We start from the raw sequence: 24,786 nt of genomic DNA, 5'->3' as shown, positions 1-24,786 counted from the left end.
CCGGCGCCTAGCGCTGCGGGACCGAGCGGCGCTCCGGCCCGTCATAGGCGGACAGCGGCCGGATGAGCGCGTTCGAGCCCCGCTGCTCGATCACGTGGGCCGTCCAGCCCACCACCCGCGCGGCGACGAACAGCGGAGTGAAGATCCCGGTGTCGAAGCCCATCAGCCGGTAGGCGGGGCCGGACGGGTAGTCGAGGTTCGGCAGGATGCCCGTCCGCTCGGCCATCGCCGCGGCCAGAGCGTCGTACAGCTCCATCATCTCGCCGGCCCCCTCATGCTCGGCGAGCCGCCGGAGAGCGGCGTCCATGGTCGGCACCCGCGAATCGCCCGACTTGTAGACCCGGTGGCCGAACCCCATGACCTTCCGGCGCTGTCCGAGAGCCTCGGCGAGCCACTCGCGGGACCGCCGGTCCGCCTCCGGTCCGGTGCCGACCTCGTCGAGCACGTGCAGCACGGCCTCGTTCGCCCCGCCGTGGAGCGGTCCCTTGAGCGCTCCCACGGCGGCGGTCACGGCGGAGTGGACGTCCGACAGCGTCGACGTCACGACGCGGGCCGTGAAGGTCGAGGCGTTGAAGGAGTGCTCGGCGTAGAGCACCAGCGAGACGCGGAACGCGTCGACGACGACCGGCTCCGGCACCTCGCCGAAGGTCGTCCAGAGGAAGTTCTCGGAGTAGTCGAGGTCGTCGCGCGGATCGATCGGCTCGAGGCCGCGCAGGCGGCGCTGAGCGTAGGCGACGATCGCCGGCAGTGCCGCCCAGAGCCGCACGGAGCGCTCCAGCACGGCCTCGGGAGCGTCGGCGTCCGGATCCTCCTCCAGCGCGCCCAGGACGCTCACCGCCGTTCGCACCACGTCCATCGGGTGCGCCGACAGCGGCAGCAGGTCGATCACGGTGCGCACCTCGGGGGCCAGGGCGCGGTGGGCCCGCTCCACGGCGGCCAGCCCGGCCGCCTCCTCCGCAGTGGGGAGCTCGCCGTGCCAGAGCAGCCAGGCCACGTCCTCGAACGAGGTCCCCGCCGCGAGCTCCTGCACGGGATAGCCGCGGTAGAGCAGCGAGTTCGACGCCGGGTCGACCTTCGAGACGGCCGTCGTGTCGACGACGACCCCCACGAGTCCCTTGCGGATGTCCTGATCGGTCGTGCTCATCCTTCGCTCCTTCGCGAGAGGCGGGCGGCGGCACCGGGGAGCGCCGCCGGTTCGTGCGGGTCGGCGCGCTCAGGCGCCGTAGTGGTCGGCGAGCGAGAAGTCGAAGACGCCCTCGTCGAAGCGGCTGTACGAGGCGTAGTCGAGGAGCTCGTAGAGCTCGGCGCGCGTCTGCATGCCCGCGACCTCCGAGCGGAGCGAGCCCTCCGCCTTGAGGGCGTCGAGTGCCCGCATCGCGGCGCCCATCGCGATCCGGAGCAGCGAGACCGGGTGGATCACGACGTTGACGCCGACGTCGGCGAGCTGCTGCGCGGTGAACAGCTCGCTCTTGCCGAACTCGGTCATGTTGGCGAGGATCGGCACGTCGATCGCGGCGCGCACGGCCTCGAACTCGGACAGGTCGCGCATCGCCTCGGGGAACACCGCGTCGGCTCCGGCGTCGACGAGGCGCTTGGCGCGGTCGATCGCGGCCGGCAGGCCGTCGAGGGCGCGGATGTCGGTGCGGGCCATGATCACCAGGTCGGAGTCGCGGCGCGCGTCGACGGCCGCCGCGATCCTCCGCACCGAGGTCGCCTCGTCCACGACCGCCTTGCCGTCGAGGTGCCCGCAGCGCTTGGGGTTCACCTGGTCCTCGATGTGCAGCCCCGCGACTCCGGCGTCCTCGAGCATCTGCACCGTGCGAGCGACGTTCAGCGGCTCGCCGAAGCCGGTGTCCGCGTCGACGAGGACGGGCAGGTCGGTCAGGCGCGCGATCTGCTGCGAGCGGCCGGCCACCTCGCTGAGCGTGGTGAGCCCGATGTCCGGCAGCCCCAGCTCGGCCGAGAGCACGGCGCCCGAGACGTAGATCCCGTCGAAGCCCTTCGCCTCGATGAGGCGCGCGGAGAGCGGAGTGAACGCGCCGGGCAGCTGCAGCAGCTCGCCCGAGGCGAGGCGCTCGCGGAAGAGGCGGCGCTTCTCGGCGGGAGTCCGGGTGGAGTGGAGCATCGGGCGTCCTTCCCAGGGCGGTGTCCGGGTCCGAGCGGACCCGCCTCGAATCTATACGCGCTCGGGGCTCGTGCACCCGTCTCGGAGGGAGGCGTCCCGTAGCCTGGAGCGGTCATGCTGCTTCTTCAGACATCCACCCCGGACCCTGTCGCCGCCACCGTCTCCTTCTTCGAGTCCGAGCCCTTCTGGAAGGTGGTCGCGATCCTCGGGATCGTGCTGGGCGCGCTGCTGGTGCGCGTCATCGCCCACTTCGTGATCGGCCGCGTCGTCGACCAGATCGTGTCGGGAGTGAAGCGCCGACAGCGCGTCGAGGACACCCAGTCGATCGCCGCGTCGCCGCTCGCGGCCGTGCGGGTGGTGCAGCGCACGCGCACGCTCGGGTCGATCCTCAACAACCTGAGCTCGATCCTGATCGTCGTCATCGCCCTGGTCATGATCGTGACGACGATCGACAAGGACCTCATCGGCTCCTTCGCCCTGCTGACGGCCGCCCTCGGCGCGGGCCTCGGCTTCGGCGCGCAGAACATCGTCAAGGACGTCCTGAACGGGCTGTTCATGGTCGCGGAGGACCAGCTCGGGGTCGGCGACGTCGTCGACACCGGGCAGGCGACGGGCGTGGTCGAGTCGGTCGGCGTCCGGGTGACGCAGATCCGCGACGTCAACGGCACCCTCTGGTTCGTCCGCAACGGCGAGATCGTCCGGGTCGGGAACATGTCGCAGGGCTGGTCGCGCGTCATCGTCGACCTGGCCGTGCCCTACGAGACGGACCTCGAGCAGGTGCAGTCCACGGTCCTCGCGACAGCGAACGAGCTGGCGGCGAGCAGTCGCTGGCGGGCCCGGATCATCGACAAGCCCGAGCTCTGGGGCCTGGAGTCCATCGCCGACGACGCCCTGGTCATCCGGGTCGTGGTCAAGACCCGCACCACCGCTAAGGACGACGTCGCCCGCGAGCTGCGCCTGCGCCTGAAGAAGTCGCTCGACGCGCTCGACGTCAAGCTCCCCTCGCTGGCCACCGTCGTCCTCGAGGGCTTCGAGGGGGCGACGAGCGTCGGAGGCGCCAAGCCGCCGCGGACCACGCCCTCCCCCACGATCAGCACCGAGCACGGCAAGCCCGTGCGGCTCCCCCGCGCGCTGCGGCGCGGGAGCGGGACGCCGCCCCAGGACGGCGGCGGCACCTCCGGCCCGACGGGATCGCGCTCGTGAGCGGCCTGCAGATCGGCGGCACGCCTCCGCTGCGCAGCTTCTGGGAGCACATCGGCGGCCGGCCGACGTTCGAGCGACTGGTCCGCCGGTTCTACGAGGGCGTCCGCGAGGACGAGGTCCTCTGGCCGATGTACCCCGAGCACGACCTCGAGGGCGCGATCCAGCGGCTGACCGGCTTCCTCGAGCAGTACTGGGGCGGGCCGGGCACCTACAGCGAGGAGCGCGGCCACCCGCGCCTGCGGATGCGGCACCAGCCCTTCCGGATCAACCCCGAGGCCCGCGACCACTGGCTCCAGCACATGCGGACGGCCGTCGACGATCTCGAGCTCGCTCCGGCCGACGACGCACTGCTCTGGGACTACCTGGAGCGCGCCGCCCACGCGATGGTGAACACCTTCGAGGAGTAGCCGCTCAGCCCGGGGTGCGGACCAGCACGTGTCCGCGCCGTGAGGTGAGGCGGCGCCAGGCGCCGCTCTCGAGCAGGGCGACCGAGTCGTCGGCGCCGAGGAACCCGAGCGCGAAGAGGGCGAACGCCGCTCCCGCCGGGACGTCCTCGAGGCCGTCGAGCGGGCGGCCCCAGACGCTCGACCGCACGCGGCCGACGATCTGCTCGCCCGTCTCGGAGCCGACGGCCGCCGCGATCTCGTCGATCCCCTCGCGCGCGACGCGCTCCAGGAAGCCCGGGTCCACCGGCTCGCGCCGGGTCCAGCCGCCGCGGGGCGGGGAGACGCCCGCCCAGGGCCCCGCCGTCGCGTCGTCGCCGTCGGGCAGGACGACCGGCTTGCCGTCCGCTCCGCCCGGCTCCCACTGCAGGCGGGCGAGGCGGTCCGACAGCGCACGGATCGGCACGACCCGGTCGAAGCCGGCGGGCTCGTCGAGCGCGAAGACGCGCAGGCCCAGCACGGTCGCGGAGCGGTCGAGCAGACCGCGGGGCTGGAGGATCGGCGTGTAGGCGGCCAGCACGTGGTCGTCGGCGAGGAGCCGGACCGCACCGTCCTCGACCCGGGCCGAACGGCCGAGGAAGACGCGCAGATCCGACAGGCTGGGCGGATCCGCCAGGGAGAAGGACGAACTCATCGCGTCGATAAACTTACCCGAGGCCGCTCGCCCGACCGCCCGACACCCCGGAGGTACCGTGCCCGATCCCCTGTCCTCGTTCCTCACCGCGCTCGACCTGACGGACACCGGCGCCCGCACCAGCGAGGACATCTCGACGGGTCCCTCGCAGTGGATGCCCGAGGGGCGGGTCTTCGGCGGCCAGGTCCTCGCGCAGTCGCTCATCGCGGCCGGTCGCACCGTCGAGGGGCGCTCCGTGCACTCGATGCACGGGTACTTCCTCCGCCCCGGGGACGTCTCCCTGCCGATCACGTTCTCGGTCGACCGGATCCACGACGGCCGCTCCTTCTGCACCCGTCGGACGCAGGCCTACCAGAACGGACGCCCCATCCTCTCGATGATCGCCTCGTTCCAGACCGAGGACGAGGGCCTCGACCACCAGGCGCCGATGCCGGAGGGGATCCCCGACCCGGAGTCGCTGCCGAGCACCGCTGAGATCCTCGCGGGGGTCGACCACCCGGTCGGCAGCTTCTGGGCCACGCAGCGCCCCTTCGACGTGCGGCACGTCGAGCAGCCGGTGTACCTCCGGGCCGACCCCGAGCGGGTCGCGCACCAGAGCGTGTGGATGCGCTCGCTCGGACCGCTGCCGGACGATCCGATGCTGCACCGCGCCGCCCTCGCCTACGCGAGCGACTACACGATCCTCGAATCCACGCTCCGCCGGCACGGTGCGGCGTGGACGACGCCGGGCCTGCGGATAGCGAGCCTCGACCACGCGATGTGGTGGCACCGCCCCGCGCGCGTGGACCAGTGGCTCCTCTACGTGCAGGAGGCGCCGAGCGCGTCCGGCGGACGCGGGCTCTCGCTCGGGCGCATCTACACGCAGGAGGGCGTGCTCGTGGCGAGCGTCGCCCAGGAGGGCATGGTCCGCGTCCCCCTGGGCTGAGCTCAGCCCCGCTTCGAGAAGGTGATGGGCTCCTCGACGTAGGGGCCCCACGCCTCGCGGAGCTCCTCCGGGATGCGCTGGGGCCTGCCCGTCGCGGCCGTGACCAGCACCAGAGTGGTGGCCGCCTTCGTGAAGAGCACCCGCGGGACGACGCCGGCGGGCGAGTAGAGCTCGTAGCAGACCTCGAGGCTCGCCCCGCCGATCCGCCCGATCCACAGCTCCACGTCGATCGGCGCGCGCATGTACGGGATCGGCGCGAGGTACTCGATCTCCTGCCGGGCGATGAGGCTGATCGACTCGGCGCCCGGCCGTGCGTCGAGCACCGCCGTCGCCATCCCGCCGGGCTGCGGCGAGTCCGGCTTCCAGAACGCCTGGATGCGCGCCTCCTCGAGCAGGCGCAGCATCTCGGCGTTGTTCACGTGCGCGTAGGCGTCGAAGTCCGACCAGCGCAGCGGGATGGCGACGTGCAGGCGCATCAGTCGCGGGTGAGCTTGCGGTACGCGGAGCGGTGCGGCTTCGCCGCGTCCGGGCCGAGGCGCTCGATCTTGTTCTCCTCGTACGCCTCGAAGTTGCCCTCGAACCAGTACCAGTTGGCCGGATCCTCCTCGGTGCCCTCGTAGGCGAGGATGTGGGTCGCGATGCGGTCGAGGAACCACCGGTCGTGCGTGATCACCACGGCGCAGCCCGGGAACTCGAGGAGCGCGTTCTCGAGGCTGCCCAGGGTCTCGACGTCCAGGTCGTTGGTGGGCTCGTCGAGCAGGAGCAGGTTGCCGCCCTGCTTGAGCGTCAGCGCGAGGTTGAGGCGGTTCCGCTCGCCACCTGAGAGGACGCCGGCCTTCTTCTGCTGGTCCGGGCCCTTGAAGCCGAACTGCGAGACGTAGGCGCGGGAGGGGATCTCGGTCTTCCCGACGGTGATGTAGTCGTGCCCGTCGGAGACGACCTCCCACAGGTTCTTCTGCGGGTCGATGCCGCCGCGGCTCTGGTCGACGTAGGAGATGTCGACCGTCTCGCCGATCTTCAGGTCGCCCGAGTCGAGCGGCTCGAAGCCGACGATCGTCTTGAAGAGCGTGGTCTTGCCGACGCCGTTCGGGCCGATGACGCCGACGATGCCGTTGCGGGGCAGCGTGAAGCTGAGGTCGTCGATGAGGACGCGCTCGCCGAACTGCTTGTGCAGCTTCTTCGCGTCGATGACCTGGGAGCCCAGACGGGGGCCCACCGGGATGACGATCTCCTCGAAGTCGAGCACGCGCGTCTTCTCGGCCTCGGCCGCCATCTCCTCGTAGCGCGCCAGGCGCGCCTTCGACTTGGCCTGACGGCCCTTGGCGTTGCTACGCACCCAGTCGAGCTCGGTGGTGAGCCGCTTGGCGAGCTTGGCGTCCTTCTTGCCCTGGACCTCCAGGCGGGCGCTCTTCTTCTCGAGGTACGTCGAGTAGTTGCCCTCGTAGGGGTAGAGGTGTCCGCGATCGACCTCGGCGATCCACTCCGCGACGTTGTCGAGGAAGTACCGGTCGTGGGTGACGGCGAGCACGGCGCCGGGGTACTTCGAGAGGAACTGCTCGAGCCAGAGCACGCTCTCGGCGTCGAGGTGGTTGGTGGGCTCGTCGAGCAGCAGCAGGTCGGGCTTCTGCAGGAGGAGCTTGGTGAGCGCCACGCGGCGCTTCTCGCCACCCGAGAGGTTGGTGACGAGGGAGTCCCCCGGCGGGGTGCGCAGCGCGTCCATCGCCTGCTCCAGCTGCGAGTCCAGGTCCCAGGCGTCGGCGGCGTCGATCGCCTCCTGCAGGGTCCCCATCTCGGCGAGGAGACTGTCGAAGTCGGCGTCCGGGTCGGCCATCGCGAGGGAGATCTCGTTGAAGCGGTCGATCTTGCCCTTGATCTCGCCCACGCCCTCCTGGACGTTCTCGAGCACCGTCTTGGTCTCGTCGAGCTCGGGCTCCTGCATCAGGATGCCGACGGTGTAGCCCGGGCTGAGCCGCGCCTCGCCGTTGCTCGGCGTGTCCAGCCCCGCCATGATCTTCAGGATCGTCGACTTGCCGGCGCCGTTGGGCCCGACCACGCCGATCTTCGCTCCCGGCAGGAACGACATGGTGACGTCGTCCAGGATCAGCTTGTCGCCGACCGCCTTCCGCGCGCGCACCATCGAGTAGATGTATTCAGCCATGCCCAGTCCTCAAGTCCGTCGGTCTGCGCGGAGTCGGGTCGCCCGCCGGTCCCCTGCTCCGCGCGGAGGCGCTGACGGAGGCTCGGACCGGGGCGGGACGCCGGGCCCCGGCCGACGCGGAGCGCAGGCCGCGGGACCGTCCGCACCAGTCGAGGATAACGGGAACTCGCCGGTCCGCGTCGGAGGGAGCGCCTGAACGCGAACCGCCCTCCGCTCCGGCCGGGCCGGTGGGGAGGGCGGATCGCGTCAGCGGACGACGGTGCGGATCAGCTGCAGGGCGTCAGGCGCTCCACCGCCTCGGACAGCGTGTCCGTGCTGCCGAGCAGGATCACCTGCGTCGCCTTGGACGCGGTGATGTCGGCGAGGACCGCCCGGGGCACGCAGGTGGGCTGGACCGCGAAGAGCGGGCTCCTGGTGTAGCCCGCCGCCGTGGCTCCGGCCAGGGCGTCGGGGAACTTCTCACCGGTCGCGAGGTAGACGGTCGTCGCCGAGGTGAAGGCCGCCTCGTTCAGCTTCTCCGAGGTGTCGTACCGGTCGGTCCCGCCGATGCGGGTGATCACCGGGCCCGTGATCGAGCGCTCGATGCCGGCGCTGACCGAGAGCGTCGAGCCCGCGATCGTCAAGCTACTGACCTTGAGGCCGCTGATGATCTGCTGGGTGAGGGGGTCCACCGTGGAGCCGGTTCCGTTGGTCAGCACCACCGGAGCGCGATTCGCGCCGGCTGCGGCGCTGGCGCTCAGGGCGTCGGGGAACTTCTCGCCCGTGGCCAGCCAGGCCATCGAGGAGCCGCCCCTGAAGGCGTCCTGGAGGATCAGCTTCGAGGTGTCGTAGCGGTCGACTCCGCCGATGCGTGTGGTCTTCCCCTTCGGCGCATACGCGGCCAGGTCGCTGTAGACCTGGCTGCCGACGCTGAGCTCGGAGCCCACGACGACGATCTTCGCGGGCTTGAGACGCGTCAGCTCGGTGCGGACGACCTGGCTCATCGAGTCGCGGTCGACCAGGAGCAGCGGCCCGCGCGCATTGGCCGCGGCGGGTCCGGCGCTGAGCGCGTCCGGGAAGTTCTGCCCGGTGGCGACGTAGACGACGGGGACGTTCGCCGGGAAGGTGCGCTTGGACACCTCGACCGCGGTGCCCTGACGGTCGGTGCCCGAGATGCGCGAGACGACCGGCGAGCCGGCAGGCGGGGCCGTCGGCGTACTGGTCGGCACGGGCGTGACCGGAGGAGTGGTCGGGCTCGGCGTGACCGGCGGGGTGGTCGCGGTGGCCGTCGGGGTCGGCGTGACCGGCGGGGTGGTGGCTCCGCTTCCCGTCACGCGGACCGCGGCGTCCGACGTGATGGTCGCTCCGCGGGGCTGGTCCACCCTGCCGTTGCTGACGCCGGTGACCTGGACCAGGCTGCTGGCGCGGTCCTTGTAGGCGTCGTAGGCGCTCGAGGGGATCGTCACGGTGACCGCGGACCGTCTGCTGTTCGTACTCACCTGGGCGGGGATCCGCTCGGTCCTGCTGGGACCGACATAGGCGGCGAGCCCCTGGAGGTCGTAGAAGTCGTCCCGGTTGGACTCGAGGACGACGGTGTCGCCACCCTTGACGTCCAGAGCCGTGTCGACCTTCTCGTACGCGAAGTACGCGGCGCTCCGCTGGAGCGTCTGTGCGCTGCTGCTGAGGTCGACCCCGCCGACACCGCCGGCGCCGGAGGCTCCGGCGACGGAGAGGGTGGCCGACGTGGTCAGCTCAAAGCCGCTGTCGACCGGCTGGCCGATCGGAGTCTCTTTCTCCTCCAGCGGCGGCTTCTGCGCCGTGATCTGGAGGGCGACAGTCCCACCGCCGAACGAGGAGAGGGGCCGCTTCAGGTCGATGAGGAAGGTGCGATCCCCGGGGTCGAGTTCCACCGACCCTGTGAGGGCGTAGTCGCCGATCACCCAGTTGTACGTCGTGAACGCCGGGTACCTCCCCGTCGGCCGGGCGGAGTCGGACAGCGTGACGTCGAGCCCGGTGACATCTCCCGCCACGGGAGCGGTCTGAGCGGCCGAGAACGTCTCGGTGGTCGACCAGCTGTAGGGGTAGGGCTTCGTCTGCAAACGCGTCTCCGCTGCGGCAGCCGCTCCGGCTCCTGTCGTCACTCCGAGAACGACGGCTGCCGTGCTCGCGACCGCGATGGCGGCGCGCCTCCACCTCGCTCGCGTCGTCGTCTGCGGTCGGGATGTGGTCATGGCGAGTTCCCCCTCGTCGTGGTCCTCGTGCCGAGCACTCCTGTCGGCACGTCCGTCGCGGTGCCCGCGCTGGGGCCCACGTGTCGGTCAGGGCAGCCTAACCGTGCGGAGCGGCGTCCCGGGGAGGGGAGGGCGCCGCCGACCACCGGGATCGTCGACCGGTCCGCTCGCACGAGGCTGTGCTCACGCTCGGATCCGCACCGGTCGGAGTGGTCCTGCAGGAGCGTCGGGCGAACACCGGGCGCTCTCGGACTCGACGGGCGAGGGGCCTTGTCGAGGATCCTTTCGTCCCTTCCGACCCCGACCGGGGCGCATGGCAGAGCGGACCCCGGTCGAGGCGAGCGCGTCAGCGCTGGATCGGTACGGTCCGGCCGACCAGGCAGGCGCCGGTCGCGATCGGTGCCGCGATCACCGCCCGCACCCCGCCGCTCTTCGGGCCGTACTGGCCGATGAGGCACGACTCCCCGAGCTTGACGGAGACCTGCACCGAGTCCGCGTCGAGTCCGACCGAGGTCTCGTCCGCTGTCAGCTGCATCGACTCGCGGGAGAACCCCGCCGCGACGAGCGCGTCGACCACGCTGGAGCCGCTCACCTCCGGATCGGGCTCGGCCGCCGCGCGAAGGGTCTGCTCGAACACGGGGAGGTTCTGCTCCGTCGTCCCGCCCGGCACGAAGGCGACGGGTGCGGCGGACTCCGCCGGTGCCGGCGCCTCGGCCGCGGAGGAGGACACCACGGGGTCCGGCGCCGACGGCGACGTGCAACCGGAGAGGCAGACGGCGAGACCGCCGAGCACGAGCGCGATGCGGGCCGCTCGGTTCCGTGTCACGCCCGGCTCCTCCCGACCGGGACGGCTCTCGCTCCGGTCCCCCGGATCAGAACGGGGTCTCCCCGGATCCTACCGAGAGACCGGGAGCGCCTCCGCCGACGCCCGCCGCCACCGGCGGCTCGGGCACGGCATCACCGCGGTCTTGGCCCGACGCGCCCCAGTCCCCCGCCGCGGCGCCCTCGCGCGGCGCCTCCTCGCTCCACGCGGGCTCGGCGGCGGGGGCGGGAGCAGAGGCGCGCCCGACGGTCTTCGTGAAGCTGCTGGTCCCCCAGGCGAGGTCGTGCCCGATGCCCTCGGCCGTGAGGACCACATCGGTACCGGCCTTGCCTCCCGCCTCCCAGGCCCTCACCCCGAGCCGCCCGGTGACCAGGATCCGGTCGCCGCGCGACAGGGAGGACAGCGCGTTGCCGGCCAGGCCGTTGAACGCGGTGACGGTGTACCAGTTGGTCGAGACGTCGACCCAGCGCTGCTCCGAGCGGTCGTAGCGCCGCTGCGTCGAGGCGAGCCGGAAGCTGGTCATCGCGGTGCCGCTGGAGGTGTCGATGCTCCGGGGCTCGGTGCCGATGGTCCCGATGACGGTCAGGGTGTCGGTCATGGTCGTGTCCTCTCTACTCCTGCCCCGCCACGGCTGCGACGGGCACGGCGCCCGGGCGGAGGGGGCTGGTACCACTCGGGCGCCGCATGGCCAGTGTCGCGACGAAGGGCCCGCCTCCGAGGTGGAGGCGGGCCCTTCTGGGGAGAGGACGAGCGGATCGTCCCCTGTGGAGGAGCGTTACGATGCGATGATGTACCTCGAGTAGGACTTGCGGATCTTGTTCACCTTGGGCAGTGCGACCGCCATGCAGTAGCCCTGGCCCGGGTTCTTCGCGAAGAAGTCCTGGTGGTAGTCCTCGGCGGGGTAGTAGACGCCCAGCGGCGAGATCTCGGTGACGATCGGGCCGTCCCACCACTCGGACGCACGGTCGCGCGCGGTCTCGAACAGCTCCTTCTCCTCGTCGGAGGAGTAGAACATCGCCGAGCGGTACTGCGTGCCGACGTCGTTGCCCTGGCGGTTCAGCTGTCGCGGGTCGTGCAGGGTGAAGAAGACGTCGAGGACGACCTGCTCGGGGATGACCTCGGGGTCGAAGGTGACGGCGACGGCCTCGGCGTGGCCGGTGCGCCCGGAGCAGACGTCCTCGTAGTCGGGCTCGGTCGTGCGGCCGCCGGTGTAGCCGGAGACGACGTCGGTCACGCCGTCGAGGACGCGGTAGACGGCGTCCAGACACCAGAAGCATCCTCCGGCGAGTACGAATGTGCGCATTGCGTGTGACTCACTTCCTGTCGCGTCGACGCGTCCGGGGTGCCGGAGGCGTCAGTCGGTCCAACACGCTCACCGCCCCCTGCATTCCGCGGATCCGCCCCCTGCAATAGAGTCGCGGCGTGAGCTACGACGCCGCCCCCGCCCGCTACGACCGCATGGACTACCGACGCACCGGACGGAGCGGCCTGCTGCTGCCCGCCCTGTCGCTGGGCCTCTGGCACAACTTCGGATCCGACCGCTCCCTCGACACGCAGCGCGCGATCCTCCGCCGCGCGTTCGACCTGGGCGTCACCCACTTCGACCTCGCGAACAACTACGGACCGCCCTACGGCGCCGCCGAGACGGCCTTCGGCCGCATCCTCGCGGAGGACCTCCGCCCGTACCGAGACGAGATCGTCATCTCGTCCAAGGCCGGATACGACATGTGGCCCGGCCCGTACGGGGACGGCGGCTCGCGCAAGTACCTGCTCTCCTCGCTCGATCAGAGCCTGCAGCGGATCGGCGTCGACTACGTGGACGTCTTCTACTCGCACCGGCCGGACCCGGAGACTCCGATCGAGGAGACCATGGGCGCTCTCGTCTCGGCGGTGGAGTCGGGCAAGGCGCTCTACGCCGGCATCTCGAACTACTCGCCCGAGCAGACCCGGGCCGCGCAGGCGGCACTGGCGGGCAGCGGAGTGCCGCTCCTCCTGCACCAGCCCCGCTACTCGCTCTTCGACCGCGGACCCGAGGACGGCCTCTTCCCCGTGCTCGACGAGCTCGGCACCGGCTGCATCGTCTTCTCGCCGCTGGCGCAGGGGCTCCTGACGGACCGCTACCTCGACGGCACCGTGCCGGAGGGGTCCCGCGCGGCGACGTCGCGCTTCCTCTCCTCCGACCGGATCGACGAGGCGTACCTGACACGCGCCCGCGGCCTGAACGCGATCGCGCAGCAGCGCGGCCAGTCGCTGGCCCAGCTCGCCCTGAGCTGGGTGCTCCGGGTGCCCACCGTCACGAGCGCCATCATCGGCGCGTCGAGCGTCGCGCAGCTCGAGCAGAACGTCGCCGCGCTGGACGCCGGCCCCCTCTCGCAGGAGGAGATCGACGCGATCGAGGAGTTCGCGGTGCACGGGACGACCCTGCGCTGACGCCCCGGCGGGGATGTCGGTGGTCGGCCGTAGTCTGCGACAGCACTCGGCCGGTGGGTGCTCCGAGACTCGAGCAGGAGGAACCGATGTCCCTGTCCACGCTGCACGCCACCCGCACCCCGCCGACGCTCACCCGGGTCAACGCCCGGCTGTGGCGCGTGAGCACCGGCTCGGGTGCCGTCGTCGGCCACATCGAGCTGGTCGAGGATCCGCTCGGCGAGCGGTACCGCGCCCGGCTGCTGCGGGCGGGCATGCCCGCCGGCGCCGAGCTCGGCGAGTTCTGGAGCGTCGACGACGCGATCGAGGTCTTCCGCGTCGCCTGACGCGCCGATCCGCCCGGTCGGCGGCGTGCCGAACGGGCGGCGGCGACCGCCCCGGATAGCGTTCGCCCCATGCAGTGGTGGAACGAGTTCATGTCCTGGATCCGCACGAGCGACGGGCACCAGGCGGTCTTCACGGCCGCTGTGGTCCTGCTGGCCGTGGTGGTCGGAGCGATCGTGATCGGCTCCGTCTTCCGGGCCTCCATCGCGCGCCTCATCCGTCAGCAGGATCACGAGCGGAAGAACGCGGTCATCGCGACGCTCGTCGACGCCGCGGTCGACGCCTCGGCCTGGAACGTCCTCAGCAGCCCGGAGCGCGTCCTCAGCGACCGCGCGTCCGCGCAGGCCGAGACGCACCTGCGCCTCCTGCCCGTCAAGGGCTCCGGAGTCGCGGCCAACTGGGCCGCTCACGAGCTCGCCGAGCTGAAGCACACGTCGAGCACCGGCGGCTACCAGACGCAGGCGAGCGTGGGCGAGTTCCGCGACCGCCTCGTGCAGTGGCGGGACAAGCCCGGGCGCGCCCGGAAGGCCTTCCTCGCCGACCTCGAGCGCTGGCGCTTCTCGGAGACGGGTCGAGACCGCTCCGCCGAGTCCGCTCCGTCGTCCGATCGGGCCGCGAGCACCGCCGAGGCCGCTCCCCAGCGCACCGCTCCCCCGGCCGCCGCACCGACCGCCGTCGCACCGGTCGTCGTCGGCGCGGGCTCCGCCTCCGGCTCTGCAGCCCCGCAGACGCCCACGATCGTCCTCCCCGCGTCGGCCGGGGACGCCTCGCAGGAGGAGACCCGCCGCCTGCTCGCCGACGTCGACCGCCTGGAGGTGCCGTCGCGCGAGCGTCCCGTGGAGGAGCTGCCGCCCGTCGACCCGCAGCGCTCGGCTCCTGCCGCCGAGCCGCAGCCGGACGCGGAGCACGACGCGACGCCGCCGGCTCCGGCCGACGGAGACCGCGACGACGTGCCGGCCGACGACGAGGCGGTCGTCCGGGCGGACGAGGCCCGGTTCGAGCGGTCCGCCTCGGACGACGACCGAGGCCAGGACCGCAGCTCGGTCTGAGTGCTCCCGACCACGAGAAGAAGGCCCCGATCGCGAGTGCGATCGGGGCCTTCTCCGTGGTGCGGGCGGTGCGTGTACTGACTAGCTGTGTGCATCACGTGCACGGGCGACTCGGCCGACCAGTACGGCGAGGGGCGCCGCGACGATCGTCCACGCGACGGCGATTCCACCGAGGATGGCGAGGAGCAGCATGGTCGTACCTCCGTTCGTTACGTCGTTGTAATTCCGGACACCCCAAGACTAGGTGCCTGAATGACACTCAAACGACTTCGGGTGGGAAACACGCCGGTGTTGCCTCCGATTTGCCGGTGTGTTACTGGTGGAGCGACCGCGAGTCCTCGTCCGAGGGTCACCGGAGCGGAGGAAAACCCCGTGGGTGCCGGGCGTCACTCCTCGGAGGAGCGCAGCGCCGCCCGAGGAGAGGCCGCGACGCGGTCGAAGGACGGGCGCGAGGCGTCGACGCTGATCCGCACGCCACCGGGACAAGACTAGGGACGGCGACCGGCGCGCTCCCGATCCGATGGTGCCCCCGGCAGGAATCGAACCTGCGACCAAGAGATTAGAAGGCTCCTGCTCTATCCGCTGAGCTACGGGGGCGGACTCCGACCACGATACCGAAGCGCAGAGGCCGCGCCCGCCGGGGCCTAGGCGCCCCGGACGAGTCCCAGCACTCCCACGACCAGGGAGACCACGGCGAGGGCGAGCGACACGCCGATGAGCACCGTGTGCACGCGGAGGAAGGTCGTCGCGCGGCCGTCCGCGTCGCGCGCCCGCGGGTCCTTGCGGACGCGGCGGAGGAAGGGCGGCCAGACGATCGCGTTCCACACGGCGTTGACGATCAGGAGGCAGCAGGCGAGCGTGATCACGAGGGTCCAGTGTAGGAGGAGCGGGACGGCCGGACCGGGTGTCGGCGGCCGCCGATAGACTGCCCCGCATGAGTAGCGCCCCCGACCGTCTTGTCTGGATCGACTGCGAGATGACGGGGCTCGACCTCTCCGTCGACGAGCTCGTCGAGATCGCCGTCGTCGTCACCGACTTCGAGCTGAACCCGCTCGACGAGGGGCTCTCCCTCGTCATCCGGCCCGATGCGACCGCGCTCGAGAACATGGGCGACTTCGTCCGGTCGATGCACGAGACCTCCGGCCTGCTGGTCGAGATCCCCTCCGGCGTCAGCGTCGCGGAGGCCGAGTACGAGGTGCTGGAGTACGTGCTGAAGCACGTCCCGGCCGAGCAGCAGGCCCCCCTCGCCGGCAACTCGATCGGCACCGACCGCGCCTTCCTCGCGAAGTTCATGCCGCGCCTCGACGGCCACCTGCACTACCGCAACGTCGATGTCAGCACGATCAAGGAGCTGGCACGGCGCTGGTTCCCGCGCATCTACTTCAACGCGCCCAAGAAGCACGGCGGACACCGCGCCCTCGCCGACATCCTCGAGAGCATCCGCGAGCTGCAGTACTACCGCCGTGCCGTGTTCGTGGAGCAGCCGGGGCCGAGCACCGCCGAGGTGCAGGCCGTGTCGGCCGCCGTCGTGGACGAGTTCGCCTCGCGGATGTAGTACTCTCGTACAGTTGCTTCGGCGGGTCACCCCGCCGGAACACGCTCCTGGTGGGTATAGCTCAGTTGGCAGAGCGCCTGGTTGTGGTCTAGGAGGTCGCGGGTTCGAGCCCCGTTACTCACCCCAGTGGCTGTGCATGCAGCGGAAGAGGCCCGGAGTTCCGACTCCGGGCCTCTTCGCACATCCGGCGACCGGCAGCGATCGCCGACGCAGAGAGGTCCCGGATGCTCGAGCTGGACGAGGACGCCTTCGAAGCCCTGGTGATCTCCGAGCTCGACGCGCTCCCGGACGATATGGTCGACGGGCTCGACAACGTCGTGTTCGTCGTGGAGGACCGGCCCGAGGACGGGACCCTGGATCTGCTCGGCTACTACGACGGCGTCGCCCTCACCGAGCGCGAGCGCTACGGCTTCGGCGAGATGCCCGACCGCATCGTGCTGTTCCGCGAGCCGCACCTCGCCGCGTGCGACGATCTGGACGCGCTGCGCGACGAGATCCACGTCACCCTCGTCCACGAGATCGCGCACTTCTACGGCATCGACGACGACCGGCTGCACGAGCTCGGCTGGGCCTGATCGCCGCCGAGGGAGAGCCCCCCACCGGCATCCGCGCGTCGCCCCGCTCGGAGGGGACCCCTCAGCCGCGCACCGCTCCCCCGCCGCCCGTGTCCAGCACGAGGTCGGCGTTCTCCCGGGGCCGCTCCCGAGCGCAGTAGGAGCGGAAGTCGCGGTCCCAGGCGTCCCAGTGCGGAGCGAAGAGCTCGCCGTCGCGCTCGAGCGCGCGCACGCGCCGCACCTCGTCGTCGGCCTCGAGCCAGACCACCAGATCGGCGTGGCGGCGCGCGGCGGCGCCGGCCGATCCGCAGCCCTCGAGCACGAGAAGCGGCTCGCGGACGACGCGGCGCCCGGCCGTCGTCCCCGCGGCCCAGTTCCAGGGCCGCCAGTGCGCCGCGAGGCCGAGGCCGTGGGGGCGGACGAGCGTCCCGGCCGTCTCCCGCGACGCCCGGTCCAGGCCCGTCCAGCCGGGGTAGAGGTCGTCCATCCGCACGAGCGCGACCGACGGTGCCGCCGGCGCGAGACGGAGCTGCTCGACCAGCGCGCGCGCGAACGTCGACTTGCCGGAGCCGCTCGGTCCGTCCAGCAGCACCGTCCGACGGCGACGCGCGATCAGCGAGCGGGCGAGGTCGCCCGCCGTCCGATCCGTCAGCGGCAGGATCCGCTCAGCCATGCAGGACGAAGCTCCAGGAGCCGGTGACGACGGCGGCGGTCACGGCGACGGCAGCGATCAGCACTCCGCCCGCGAGCAGCAGGAGGTCGCCGGCTCCGAGGCGCGACTGCCGCGCCCAGGTGCGCGGGACGCCGGAGCCGAAGCCCTTCGCCTCCATCGCCGTCGCGAGCCTGCTCCCCCGCCGGATGGCCAGCACGAGCAGCGAGAACGTGCGGGCCGCGAGGCTGCGGAGCGCCTCGACGGGCCCGCGGCCGTCGGCGACCCCGCGGGCCCGGCGGGCCATCGACAGGGTGCGCCAGTCGTCGACGAGCAGACCGACGAGCCGCATGCCGGCGAGAGCGCCGAGCACGAAGCGCGAGGGCAGTCGCAGGATCTGCGCGAGGCCGTCCGCCAGGTCCGTCGGGTCGGTGGTGGCGATGAGGACCACGCTCGGCAGTCCGATCGCCAGGACGCGCAGCGCGATGGCCAGCCCGAGGGCGACGGATCCCTCTGTGACCGAGACGATGAGGAACTCCGCGTAGACGGCGCCGCTGTCACGCCCGTAGAGGACTGTCGAGAGGCCGGCGAGCGGAGCCGCGATCCAGACGGGAGCCGTCCGCCGCACGAGCTCACCCGCCCGGAGCCCCGCGAAGGGCAGAACCAGCAGCTCGAGCGCCAGCGCCGTCGCCGCGGAGACCGCATCGACCGTGAGGAGGAGCGCGAACGCGATGACCAGGCTGGCGAGGAGCTTGGCGACCGGGTTGGCCCGGGCGATCCGGCTGCGCGCGGGAACGGAGTCGAGGAGCGTCATCCCGACACCGCCTCGCGGGCGCCGAGGGTGACGACCGAGTCGGCGAGGGCGGCGACCAGCGCCTCGTCGTGGGTGACGGCGAGCACCGCCGTGCCCGCGTCGCGCTGCTCGGCGAGGAGGTCGACGAGCACCTCCCAGGTCAGGCGGTCCTGCCCGAACGTCGGCTCGTCGAGGACGAGCACGGACGGCGACCGGGTGAGGGCGGACGCGACGGCCAGGCGCCGCTTCTCGCCTCCGGAGAGGGTGAACGGATTGGCGTCGGCGAGGTGCGCGAGGCCGAGGCGCTCCAGGAGCTCCTCCGCCCGATGCCGCTCCGTCTCGTCGCGGGCGCCCAGCGCGAGCTCGGCGCGCACGCGAGCGGTGAGGAACTGGTGCTCCGGCTCCTGGAACACCATCGCGATCCGTCCGGCGAGCTGAGCCGAGGTCCAGCGGATCGGCTCCGGGCCCGCACCGGCGCGGAGCGACTCGGAGGCGGTCACCCGCCCCGCGACCGGCGGCAGGAGACCGGCCAGCGTGAGCGCGAGGGTCGACTTCCCCGCGCCGTTGGGTCCCAGCACGGCCGTGGCCCGCGCGGAGTCGACGGCGAGCTCGAGCCCCGAGGCCACGATGGTCGAGCGGCGGCGCCCGAGGACGGGCCGGCCGATGGCGAGGTCGTGCGCGCTCAGGGCGGCGGGCGAGGGCAGCACGCTCGCCCCGCGCCGGGCGGGGGTGTCACCGGGCAGCCAGACGCCGGAGGCGCGGAGCACGTCGTGCGTTCGATCGAGGATCTCGACTGGAGCGCCGTCGGCGACGACCGCGCCGTCCCGCCCGAGCACCACGACCCGGTCGACGAGGCCGACCCACACGTCGACCCGGTGCTCGACGACGATCAGCGTCGCCCCCGTGCGGGCGGCCGTGCGCTCCACCGCCGCCCGCACCTCGCGTACACCGTCCGGATCGAGGTTGGCGGTGGGCTCGTCGAGGAGCAGGAGCCGCGGACGCATGGCGAGCACACCCGCCAGGGCGAGCCTCTGCTTCTGCCCGCCCGAGAGCGCCGAGGTGGAGTGGTCCAACGGCACGTCGAGCCCGACGTCGCCGAGTGCCTCCCGCACCCGCGCGGGGATCTCCTCGCGCGGCACGCCGAGGTTCTCGCAGGCGAACGCGACGTCGTCGCCGACCCGCGCCAGGACCGCCTGAGTGTCCGGATCCTGCAGCACGAGCCCAGCGACACCGCGCCGGGTGAGCGGCGCCGCTCCGTCGATCTCGAGCTCGCCGGCCGCGGAGCCGTCCTCCTCCCCGCCGAGGACGCCGGCCAGGGCGTGCAGCAGCGTGCTCTTTCCCGCGCCGGAGGGGCCGAGGAGCAGCACGCGCTCCCCCGGCTCCAGCGCGAGATCGAGGCCGGAGAGGGCGTCGCGGGAGCGTCCCGCGTGCCGCCAGCTCCAGCCCCGCGCCCGGACGGAGGCGCCGCTCATCGAGCGCCCGCGCCGGCTCCCTCGACCGTCCGGCCCTCGCGCCCGGAGGCGAAGCGGTCCAGCGCTCCCGAGGCCGCGAGCCCCCGCACCGCGAACCAGGACAGCAGCCCGGCCAGGAGCGCGCCCGAGACGATCGAGGAGGCGACGTAGACGGTCTTGAAGAGCGCGTCGTTGACGGCGTAGTACGACAGCAGGTCGTTGATCGCGAGGGCGAGCCCCGCACCGGCACCGGCCAGCATCGCGACGAGCGGACGGCCGCTGCGGTAGAGGAAGAGCGCCAGGACGATCTCCGCGCCGAGTCCCTGCACGAGTCCGGAGATCAGCACGGTGAAGCCCCACTGGGTGCCGATCAGAGCCGACACGGCCGCGGCGACCAGCTCGGTGTAGAGCGCGGCTCCGGGCTTGCGGATGATCAGGCCGCCGAGGACGCCGGCGAAGAGCCAGCCGCCGCCGAGGAGCCCGCCGAGCCCGGGCAGGAACTCGAAGGCGAGGCCGAGGACGTTCGTCGCCAGGCCCCAGGCCCAGAAGACGATCCCGCTCGCGACGGCGACGACGCTCGCCACCACGATGTCGACGACCCGCCAGCGCAGATCGCGCCGGGCCGGGGCGGAGGAGGTGAGGTTCTGCGCGTTCGTGTTCTGCGCGTTCGTGTTCTGCGCGTTCGTGTTCTGCACTGACGTGCCCTTTCGTGGAAGCGAATGGAGGGCACGGGTTGGTAAGAGGAGATCGAAACGTTCCTTCGCTGGCATGACCCAGATCAGGTTCGACGGTCGAAGGCTGCTGCCTTCCTCTCAGCCCGGTGCACCGGACTCCCGTGTTCATCGGCAATCATAGACGTCATGTCGTGGTCGGTGGTCGTCGTCCTGGCCGTGCTGCTGATCGTCCTGCTGCAGGCCCTGCTCTGGCAGCGCCGTGCGCGGATCCGCCGCGAGCTGCTCAGCTACGGCACGCGGGTGCCGGCGCGCGTCGTCGGGCCGGATCCGGCACGCGGCGATCGCGATTCGGCACGGGATCTGGGCAGGCTCCTGGTCGTCTACCGGACCGCCGAGGGTGTGGAGAAGCGCGCGCAGAAGTACCCGCTGAAGCGGGGGGACGCGTGGATGGCCGGCGAGCCCGCCGCGGTGATCTACGACCCCCGCCGGCCGGACGACGCCGAGCGGCTGATCGTCGGCTTCGGCCGGACGAAGAAGAAGTGGTACCCCGCGCGCCAGCAGCGCGCCAGCTGACGCGGGGCCGCTCCGGCTACTTCTTGAGGGCGCGGATGATGCGCGCGAGGGCCTTGCCGGTCACCCACACGAAGGGGATGCCGACGGCGAGGACCGAGATCACGTTCGGCTGGAACCGCAGGCCGAGGTCGTCCTTGATGTAGGCGCCGATCGGGATGACCGTGGCGCCGCCGCCTCCGCCGCCGCCCTCCTGGCCGTCCTCGGAGCCGCTGCCTCCGCCGAAACCGAACCAGCGGAGGGCGACGGGGACGAGCGAGACGCCGTCGACGGTGACGGGCTCGCCGTAGATCGTCGCGGTACCCGCGGTGGTGACGGTGTCGGCCAGGGAGACTGCGATGTTGGGCATGGTGCGACGGTACTCCGCGGCTCTCCGCGGCGACAAGCGGCCCGCCGGGGCGCACAGGACTCGTCCATGGACCTCCGGGGACCTGCTGCCATGATCGACGGATGTCCGCCCGCACCCGCCGCCGCCGCCCCGTGCGCTCGGCCGCGGTGGCGGTCGCGAGCCTCGTGCTCGCCGCCTTCCTCGCCTTCCACCGCGCGCTGCCCGATCCGATCGGCTGGCTGTCGGTCCTCGAGGTCGGGATCCCCTGGACGGGGCTGCTCGTGCTGCTCCTCATCGCGGCCGCGGCGGCCCTCCGGTCGCGCCGGACGGCGGCCGCGGTCACCGTGCTGGCGATGGTCTACGGCGTGCTGGTGCTGCCGGTCGCGCTTCCGGCGCCGGCCGTGCGCTCCGGCTCGTTCACCGTCGTCAGCCAGAACATCGAGACGAGCAGCGACGCCGGTGGGCTGGCCGCCTCGCTCGCCGCCCGCGGCCCCGACGTGATCGCGCTGCAGGAGCTCGACGGAGACGCCGTGGACGCGGTCGACGCCGAGCTGGCCGACGAGTACCCGTACTCGTCCGTCTCGAGCACCGTCGGCGTCTGGAGCCGGACCGAGCTGACCGACGAGGAGCCGCTCGACCTCGGTCTCGGCTGGGAGCGCGCGCTCGCCGTCGACGTCGACACGCCGGTCGGCAGCGCGCGCCTGTTCGTGGTGCACCTGGCCTCGTTCCGGCCGGGCGACCACGAGGAGCGGGACACCATGCTCTCGAACCTCGCCACCGCTCTTCGAGACGACGCGTCGGAGCGGACACTGGTCATCGGCGATTTCAACACGCCGACGGACGACCACCTGTTCGCTCCGGTGCTGGCGGAGGCGGGTCTCGTCCGCACGGGCGGAGTCGGCTTCCCGGCGACCTGGCCGTCCCTGCTGCCGCTCGTCTCGCTCGACCACGCGCTCGCCGACGGCGTCACCGCCGCGACCGTCGCGGTCCTGCCGCCGAACGGCTCCGACCACCGCCCGATCAGTCTGACGATCGGTTCCGCGTAGCGAGCGTGTCGCTGAGGTCGATCCCCTTGGCCGACTCGGGAGCCGACCGGGACAGGAGCGAGGCGGGACGCACGGCCCCGGAGCCGAAGCGGGCGGCCACGCCGTCGACCGCGAGCTCCGCGTCGCGCCAGTCGTCGGAGTCGCTCCACAGGGAGAACGCGACGTCGTCGCCCTCGACCAGCTGCTCGCCGCGCACGCCGATCAGCCGCACGGGCCGCCGCATCGGGTTGGCCGCCTCGAGGAGCGCGGAGGAGGCCTCGTAGAGGACCCGGGCCACGTCCGTCGCCTCGACGAGCGTGCGGGAGCGGGTGAGGGTGCTGAAGTCGCCGAAGCGCACCTTCACCGCGACGGTGCGGCAGCGCACTCCCGAGCGGCGCATCCGCACGGCGACCTTGTCGCAGAGCCGCAGCAGCTCACGACGGACGAGCTCGGGGTCGGCCACGTCGTCGGCGAACGTGATCTCGTGTCCGGCGCTCTTCTCGATCTGGCGGGTGTCGACCGGCCGCGGATCCACCCCGTTCGCCAGGGCGTGCAGGCGCCTCCCGGTCGCCTCGCCGAGGGCGGACACCAGCGACGGCAGCGGGGTGGTCGCGACGTCGGCGACGGTGCGCAGACCGCGGCGGACGAGCGCCTCCTCCGTGCTCGCGCCGACTCCCCACAGCGCGCTCACGGGCAGCGGATCGAGGAACTCGCGGACGCCGTCGGCGGGGACGACCAGCAGACCGTCGGGCTTGGAGCGGCCGGAGGCGAGCTTGGCGACGAACTTGGTGCTGGCGATCCCGACCGAGCAGGTCAGCCCGAGCTCGGCGTGCACCCGGCGGCGGATCTCGGTGCCGATCGCGAACGGCGAGCCCGAGATGCGGCGGGCACCCGCGACGTCGAGGAACGCCTCGTCGATGCTCAGGCGCTCGACCAGCGGCGTGAAGGAGTCGAAGATCGCCATGACGCGGCGAGAGGCCTCGCGGTAGCGCTCCATGTGCGGCTCGAGGACCACGGCCTGCGGGCAGCGGCGGAGGGCGACCGCCATGGGCATCGCCGAGTTGACGCCGTAGCGGCGCGCCTCGTAGGTCGCCGCTGTGACGACGGAGCGCGCTCCGTGGTGCCCCACGATGACCGGCCTCCCGCGCAGATCCGGCCGGTCGAGCAGCTCGACGGAGGCGAAGAACGCGTCCATGTCGATGTGCATGATGCTCGCGCGCGGGTCGTCGAAGGGCTCGGTCGTGACCTGCCGCCCCGTGCCGTCCTGCTTGCTCACGCGGTGCCGTCCTGCTCGCTCACGCCGTGCCGTCCTGCCTGCTCACGCCGCTCCGTCCTGCTCGCCCACGCCCTGGGACATGCTCGCACGCACCACCGACATCGGCCGCTCGACCGCTGCGCGCGGGCCGGCCGGGAATGAGCGCCGACCACTCGCGGTTGACCCGAGCACCACGACGCTCCGGAGAGACCATGACGCACGAGCAGCCCGACTCCCCCACCGCCACCGAGACCGGCCCCGGCGCCGAGATGAGCCGCTGGCTCGATCTGCAGGACCGCGCCCACCGCGCCTTCGAGCTCCGGCTGAGCGCCGTCGAGGACTGGTCGGCCCCCACGCCCGACACCGAGTGGGACACGCGCGCGCTCGTGCTGCACGTCGTCCGCGAGCAGCAGCGCGCGCACACGCTCCTCTCGGGCGGCGACGAGTCGGCGCTGCGACTCGAGTCCGTCGCCACCGATCTGAGGAGCGAGTGGCGCCGCGTGACCGACCGCCTGCGCGTCGCTGTCCGCACCGTCGACCCGGCGGCGACCGTGCAGCTGGGGCGCGACACCGTCAGCGCCGTCGAGCTGCTGCAGGAGCAGACGGCCGATGTGACCGTCCACGCCTGGGACCTCGCCCGCGCGACCGGCAGCGACGAGCGGCTGGACGAGGAGCTCGTCGCAGCGGTCTGGGAGCTCTTCGCACCCCAGGAGGAGACCCTGCGCGCGAGCGGCCTCTACGCCGCGCCCGTGCCGGTCGACGACGCCGCCTCCCTCCAGAGCCGCCTGCTCGCCATCACCGGACGCGACGACCGCCTCGCCGCCTGACGGCCCGGCGCCCGGACGCCGTCAAGGCCTGGGGGCGTCCAGGGACGCCGCGGCAGGATGGAGTGGACCACGAACACGGGGCGACCCGCCCCGACGAGGAGAGGAACGTCCATGACACGCATCGCCGTCATCGGAGCCCACGGCAAGGTGGGGCAGCAGATCCTGCACCTGCTCTACGACGCCGGCCACGAGTCGGTCGGAGTGATCCGCAACCCCGATCACGCCGAGGACATCGTCCGGCTGGGCGGCGAGCCGCTCGTGCACGACCTCGAGGACACGACGCCCGAGGCCTTCGCCGAGGCGCTGGGCCACGTCGACGGCATGGTCTTCACCGCCGGAGCCGGACCCGACTCGGGCCCGGAGCGCAAGCGCACCGTCGACCTGGGGGCGTCCGTCCTCAGCCAGAAGGCCGCCGCGATCGTCGGGGTCCAGCACTTCGTGCAGGTCAGCGCGATCGGTGTGGACGAGCCGCTCCCCGAGGACACGGAGGAGGGCTGGAAGGCCTACGTCGAGGCCAAGCGCGACGCCGACGCGGCACTGCGCGACTCCGGCCTCGACTACACGATCCTCCGCCCGGGCGGGCTGACGGACGACGAGGGCACCGGCACGATCACGCTCGGCACCTCCGTCGAGAAGGGGAGCATCCCCCGAGCGGACGTCGCCGCCACGGTGATCGCCGCCCTGGCGCAGCCGACCTCCATCGCGAAGACGTGGGAGATCGTCTCCGGTCCCACCCCGATCGAGGACGCGGTGGCTCAGGGAGCCTGAGCCCCGGCACCTCCTC

Annotated in this window: 28 protein-coding genes, 2 tRNA genes and 1 riboswitch; of the genes, 13 read left to right on the top strand and 17 right to left on the bottom strand. The window is 72.3% G+C overall.

Annotated elements, in window-relative coordinates:
• Positions 1-7: 7 nt before the first annotated feature.
• Together C5C56_RS06535 and prpB are read right to left on the bottom strand one after the other, a co-directional pair.
• Positions 8-1,144, bottom strand: a complete 1,137-nt coding sequence (locus C5C56_RS06535; RefSeq protein ID WP_104232531.1) for a bifunctional 2-methylcitrate synthase/citrate synthase — start codon at positions 1,142-1,144, stop codon at positions 8-10.
• A 69-nt stretch (positions 1,145-1,213) separates the two neighbouring features.
• A complete protein-coding gene (prpB, locus tag C5C56_RS06530) occupies positions 1,214-2,125 on the bottom strand; it encodes a methylisocitrate lyase (RefSeq protein ID WP_104226736.1) in 912 nt (303 codons plus the stop codon).
• Between the two features lie 114 nt (positions 2,126-2,239).
• Here prpB and C5C56_RS06525 point away from each other — a divergent pair, with 114 nt between their 5' ends.
• On the top strand, positions 2,240-3,328 hold the full coding sequence (locus tag C5C56_RS06525) for a mechanosensitive ion channel family protein (RefSeq protein WP_104288241.1): 1,089 nt from the start codon (positions 2,240-2,242) through the stop codon (positions 3,326-3,328).
• On the top strand, positions 3,325-3,735 hold the full coding sequence (locus C5C56_RS06520; protein ID WP_279630823.1) for a globin: 411 nt from the start codon (positions 3,325-3,327) through the stop codon (positions 3,733-3,735). The genes C5C56_RS06525 and C5C56_RS06520 overlap by 4 nt, the downstream gene beginning before the upstream one ends.
• Before the next feature lie 4 nt (positions 3,736-3,739).
• Here the strand turns inward: C5C56_RS06520 and C5C56_RS06515 are convergent, their stop codons facing one another.
• Positions 3,740-4,405, bottom strand: coding sequence for a hypothetical protein (locus C5C56_RS06515; protein ID WP_104319272.1), 666 nt, complete (start codon positions 4,403-4,405; stop codon positions 3,740-3,742).
• A 58-nt stretch (positions 4,406-4,463) separates the two neighbouring features.
• Between C5C56_RS06515 and C5C56_RS06510 the strand changes: the two genes are divergently transcribed.
• On the top strand, positions 4,464-5,330 hold the full coding sequence (locus tag C5C56_RS06510) for an acyl-CoA thioesterase II (protein WP_244230637.1): 867 nt from the start codon (positions 4,464-4,466) through the stop codon (positions 5,328-5,330).
• Between the two features lie 2 nt (positions 5,331-5,332).
• Here the strand turns inward: C5C56_RS06510 and C5C56_RS06505 are convergent, their stop codons facing one another.
• The 6 genes from C5C56_RS06505 to msrA form a co-directional block, all read right to left on the bottom strand.
• Positions 5,333-5,806, bottom strand: coding sequence for a thioesterase family protein (locus tag C5C56_RS06505; RefSeq protein ID WP_104223707.1), 474 nt, complete (start codon positions 5,804-5,806; stop codon positions 5,333-5,335).
• Entirely contained in the window at positions 5,806-7,488 is a 1,683-nt protein-coding gene (gene ettA / locus C5C56_RS06500; RefSeq protein ID WP_104223708.1) for an energy-dependent translational throttle protein EttA, read from the bottom strand. The genes C5C56_RS06505 and ettA overlap by 1 nt, the downstream gene beginning before the upstream one ends.
• 266 nt (positions 7,489-7,754) lie before the next feature.
• On the bottom strand, positions 7,755-9,566 hold the full coding sequence (locus C5C56_RS06495; RefSeq protein WP_104288238.1) for a cell wall-binding repeat-containing protein: 1,812 nt from the start codon (positions 9,564-9,566) through the stop codon (positions 7,755-7,757).
• 478 nt (positions 9,567-10,044) lie between these two features.
• Positions 10,045-10,524 carry a DUF6993 domain-containing protein gene (locus tag C5C56_RS06490; RefSeq protein WP_104262817.1) on the bottom strand — a complete coding sequence of 160 codons (480 nt, stop codon included), beginning with the start codon at positions 10,522-10,524 and terminating at the stop codon, positions 10,045-10,047.
• 46 nt (positions 10,525-10,570) lie between these two features.
• A complete protein-coding gene (locus C5C56_RS06485) occupies positions 10,571-11,119 on the bottom strand; it encodes a single-stranded DNA-binding protein (protein ID WP_104223711.1) in 549 nt (182 codons plus the stop codon).
• Between the two features lie 177 nt (positions 11,120-11,296).
• Positions 11,297-11,824: a peptide-methionine (S)-S-oxide reductase MsrA gene (gene msrA, locus C5C56_RS06480; RefSeq protein ID WP_104262818.1), complete on the bottom strand. Its 528-nt coding sequence runs from the start codon at positions 11,822-11,824 to the stop codon at positions 11,297-11,299.
• A 119-nt stretch (positions 11,825-11,943) separates the two neighbouring features.
• Here msrA and C5C56_RS06475 point away from each other — a divergent pair, with 119 nt between their 5' ends.
• The 3 genes from C5C56_RS06475 to C5C56_RS06465 all read left to right on the top strand — a co-directional run bounded on the left by C5C56_RS06475 (position 11,944) and on the right by C5C56_RS06465 (position 14,321).
• Positions 11,944-12,951, top strand: a complete 1,008-nt coding sequence (locus tag C5C56_RS06475) for an aldo/keto reductase (protein WP_104223714.1) — start codon at positions 11,944-11,946, stop codon at positions 12,949-12,951.
• Positions 12,952-13,037: 86 nt separating this feature from the next.
• On the top strand, positions 13,038-13,274 hold the full coding sequence (locus C5C56_RS06470; protein ID WP_104223715.1) for a hypothetical protein: 237 nt from the start codon (positions 13,038-13,040) through the stop codon (positions 13,272-13,274).
• 69 nt (positions 13,275-13,343) lie between these two features.
• Positions 13,344-14,321 (top strand): hypothetical protein, encoded by a 978-nt coding sequence (locus C5C56_RS06465; protein ID WP_104288237.1) that lies wholly within the window; start codon positions 13,344-13,346, stop codon positions 14,319-14,321.
• 521 nt (positions 14,322-14,842) lie between these two features.
• Here the strand turns inward: C5C56_RS06465 and C5C56_RS06460 are convergent.
• Positions 14,843-14,918 (bottom strand) — tRNA-Arg (locus tag C5C56_RS06460).
• Between the two features lie 47 nt (positions 14,919-14,965).
• On the bottom strand, positions 14,966-15,187 hold the full coding sequence (locus C5C56_RS06455) for an SCO4848 family membrane protein (RefSeq protein ID WP_104223717.1): 222 nt from the start codon (positions 15,185-15,187) through the stop codon (positions 14,966-14,968).
• A 68-nt stretch (positions 15,188-15,255) separates the two neighbouring features.
• On the opposite strand from C5C56_RS06455, the gene orn reads away from it, so the two are divergent.
• From orn to C5C56_RS06440, 3 genes are all read left to right on the top strand, one after another.
• On the top strand, positions 15,256-15,876 hold the full coding sequence (gene orn, locus C5C56_RS06450) for an oligoribonuclease (protein WP_104223718.1): 621 nt from the start codon (positions 15,256-15,258) through the stop codon (positions 15,874-15,876).
• A 50-nt stretch (positions 15,877-15,926) separates the two neighbouring features.
• Positions 15,927-16,002: transfer RNA gene (locus C5C56_RS06445), tRNA-His, on the top strand.
• Between the two features lie 98 nt (positions 16,003-16,100).
• The gene (locus C5C56_RS06440; RefSeq protein ID WP_104223719.1) at positions 16,101-16,451 is read left to right on the top strand and encodes a metallopeptidase family protein; all 351 of its coding nucleotides are present in this window, start codon (positions 16,101-16,103) and stop codon (positions 16,449-16,451) included.
• A 61-nt stretch (positions 16,452-16,512) separates the two neighbouring features.
• Here the strand turns inward: C5C56_RS06440 and C5C56_RS06435 are convergent, their stop codons facing one another.
• The 4 genes from C5C56_RS06435 to C5C56_RS06420 are packed head-to-tail and all read right to left on the bottom strand — an operon-like array spanning position 16,513 to position 20,018.
• A complete protein-coding gene (locus tag C5C56_RS06435) occupies positions 16,513-17,103 on the bottom strand; it encodes an ATP-binding protein (protein ID WP_219813876.1) in 591 nt (196 codons plus the stop codon).
• Positions 17,096-17,893 (bottom strand): energy-coupling factor transporter transmembrane protein EcfT, encoded by a 798-nt coding sequence (locus C5C56_RS06430; protein ID WP_104223720.1) that lies wholly within the window; start codon positions 17,891-17,893, stop codon positions 17,096-17,098. The genes C5C56_RS06435 and C5C56_RS06430 overlap by 8 nt, the downstream gene beginning before the upstream one ends.
• A complete protein-coding gene (locus tag C5C56_RS06425) occupies positions 17,890-19,344 on the bottom strand; it encodes an ABC transporter ATP-binding protein (RefSeq protein WP_104288236.1) in 1,455 nt (484 codons plus the stop codon). The genes C5C56_RS06430 and C5C56_RS06425 overlap by 4 nt, the downstream gene beginning before the upstream one ends.
• Positions 19,341-20,018, bottom strand: a complete 678-nt coding sequence (locus C5C56_RS06420; RefSeq protein ID WP_104223722.1) for an ECF transporter S component — start codon at positions 20,016-20,018, stop codon at positions 19,341-19,343. Before C5C56_RS06420 ends, C5C56_RS06425 begins: the two co-directional genes overlap by 4 nt.
• Positions 20,019-20,061: 43 nt before the next feature.
• Positions 20,062-20,169, bottom strand: a riboswitch (TPP riboswitch).
• Between the two features lie 14 nt (positions 20,170-20,183).
• Between C5C56_RS06420 and C5C56_RS06415 the strand changes: the two genes are divergently transcribed.
• Entirely contained in the window at positions 20,184-20,570 is a 387-nt protein-coding gene (locus C5C56_RS06415; RefSeq protein WP_104223723.1) for a DUF3592 domain-containing protein, read from the top strand.
• A 16-nt stretch (positions 20,571-20,586) separates the two neighbouring features.
• Here the strand turns inward: C5C56_RS06415 and C5C56_RS06410 are convergent, their stop codons facing one another.
• Complete coding sequence (locus tag C5C56_RS06410) at positions 20,587-20,916, bottom strand: hypothetical protein (RefSeq protein ID WP_104223724.1); 330 nt, start codon at positions 20,914-20,916, stop codon at positions 20,587-20,589.
• Positions 20,917-21,017: 101 nt separating this feature from the next.
• On the opposite strand from C5C56_RS06410, the gene C5C56_RS06405 reads away from it, so the two are divergent.
• On the top strand, positions 21,018-21,941 hold the full coding sequence (locus C5C56_RS06405; protein ID WP_104226744.1) for an endonuclease/exonuclease/phosphatase family protein: 924 nt from the start codon (positions 21,018-21,020) through the stop codon (positions 21,939-21,941).
• Here the strand turns inward: C5C56_RS06405 and dinB are convergent.
• A complete protein-coding gene (gene dinB / locus C5C56_RS06400; protein ID WP_104223726.1) occupies positions 21,916-23,196 on the bottom strand; it encodes a DNA polymerase IV in 1,281 nt (426 codons plus the stop codon). The genes C5C56_RS06405 and dinB overlap by 26 nt on opposite strands.
• Positions 23,197-23,387: 191 nt before the next feature.
• Between dinB and C5C56_RS06395 the strand changes: the two genes are divergently transcribed.
• Together C5C56_RS06395 and C5C56_RS06390 are read left to right on the top strand one after the other, a co-directional pair.
• Entirely contained in the window at positions 23,388-24,002 is a 615-nt protein-coding gene (locus tag C5C56_RS06395) for a TIGR03086 family metal-binding protein (RefSeq protein WP_258059445.1), read from the top strand.
• A gap of 111 nt (positions 24,003-24,113) precedes the next feature.
• On the top strand, positions 24,114-24,770 hold the full coding sequence (locus tag C5C56_RS06390; RefSeq protein WP_104223727.1) for an SDR family oxidoreductase: 657 nt from the start codon (positions 24,114-24,116) through the stop codon (positions 24,768-24,770).
• Positions 24,771-24,786: the final 16 nt, after the last annotated feature.

Origin of the sequence: Rathayibacter sp. AY1D1 (genome assembly GCF_002932635.1) — a bacterium.
Classification (GTDB): domain Bacteria; phylum Actinomycetota; class Actinomycetes; order Actinomycetales; family Microbacteriaceae; genus Rathayibacter.
Note: the sequence above shows the minus strand (reverse complement) of the source record. Positions and strands in the feature narration are given on the sequence as shown.

Coding starts and splice junctions, on each gene's coding strand:
- C5C56_RS06390 (WP_104223727.1), top strand. CDS start 24,114: ATGACACGCATCGCCGTCATCGGAGCCCACGGCAAGGTGGGGCAGCAG.
- C5C56_RS06405 (WP_104226744.1), top strand. CDS start 21,018: ATGTCCGCCCGCACCCGCCGCCGCCGCCCCGTGCGCTCGGCCGCGGTG.
- orn (WP_104223718.1), top strand. CDS start 15,256: ATGAGTAGCGCCCCCGACCGTCTTGTCTGGATCGACTGCGAGATGACG.
- C5C56_RS06505 (WP_104223707.1), bottom strand. CDS start 5,806: ATGCGCCTGCACGTCGCCATCCCGCTGCGCTGGTCGGACTTCGACGCC.
- C5C56_RS06430 (WP_104223720.1), bottom strand. CDS start 17,893: ATGACGCTCCTCGACTCCGTTCCCGCGCGCAGCCGGATCGCCCGGGCC.
- ettA (WP_104223708.1), bottom strand. CDS start 7,488: ATGGCTGAATACATCTACTCGATGGTGCGCGCGCGGAAGGCGGTCGGC.
- msrA (WP_104262818.1), bottom strand. CDS start 11,824: ATGCGCACATTCGTACTCGCCGGAGGATGCTTCTGGTGTCTGGACGCC.
- prpB (WP_104226736.1), bottom strand. CDS start 2,125: ATGCTCCACTCCACCCGGACTCCCGCCGAGAAGCGCCGCCTCTTCCGC.
- C5C56_RS06525 (WP_104288241.1), top strand. CDS start 2,240: ATGCTGCTTCTTCAGACATCCACCCCGGACCCTGTCGCCGCCACCGTC.
- C5C56_RS06515 (WP_104319272.1), bottom strand. CDS start 4,405: ATGAGTTCGTCCTTCTCCCTGGCGGATCCGCCCAGCCTGTCGGATCTG.
- C5C56_RS06425 (WP_104288236.1), bottom strand. CDS start 19,344: ATGAGCGGCGCCTCCGTCCGGGCGCGGGGCTGGAGCTGGCGGCACGCG.
- C5C56_RS06535 (WP_104232531.1), bottom strand. CDS start 1,144: ATGAGCACGACCGATCAGGACATCCGCAAGGGACTCGTGGGGGTCGTC.
- C5C56_RS06465 (WP_104288237.1), top strand. CDS start 13,344: ATGCAGTGGTGGAACGAGTTCATGTCCTGGATCCGCACGAGCGACGGG.
- C5C56_RS06415 (WP_104223723.1), top strand. CDS start 20,184: ATGTCGTGGTCGGTGGTCGTCGTCCTGGCCGTGCTGCTGATCGTCCTG.
- C5C56_RS06470 (WP_104223715.1), top strand. CDS start 13,038: ATGTCCCTGTCCACGCTGCACGCCACCCGCACCCCGCCGACGCTCACC.
- C5C56_RS06395 (WP_258059445.1), top strand. CDS start 23,388: ATGACGCACGAGCAGCCCGACTCCCCCACCGCCACCGAGACCGGCCCC.
- C5C56_RS06410 (WP_104223724.1), bottom strand. CDS start 20,916: ATGCCCAACATCGCAGTCTCCCTGGCCGACACCGTCACCACCGCGGGT.
- C5C56_RS06440 (WP_104223719.1), top strand. CDS start 16,101: ATGCTCGAGCTGGACGAGGACGCCTTCGAAGCCCTGGTGATCTCCGAG.
- C5C56_RS06485 (WP_104223711.1), bottom strand. CDS start 11,119: ATGACCGACACCCTGACCGTCATCGGGACCATCGGCACCGAGCCCCGG.
- C5C56_RS06435 (WP_219813876.1), bottom strand. CDS start 17,103: ATGGCTGAGCGGATCCTGCCGCTGACGGATCGGACGGCGGGCGACCTC.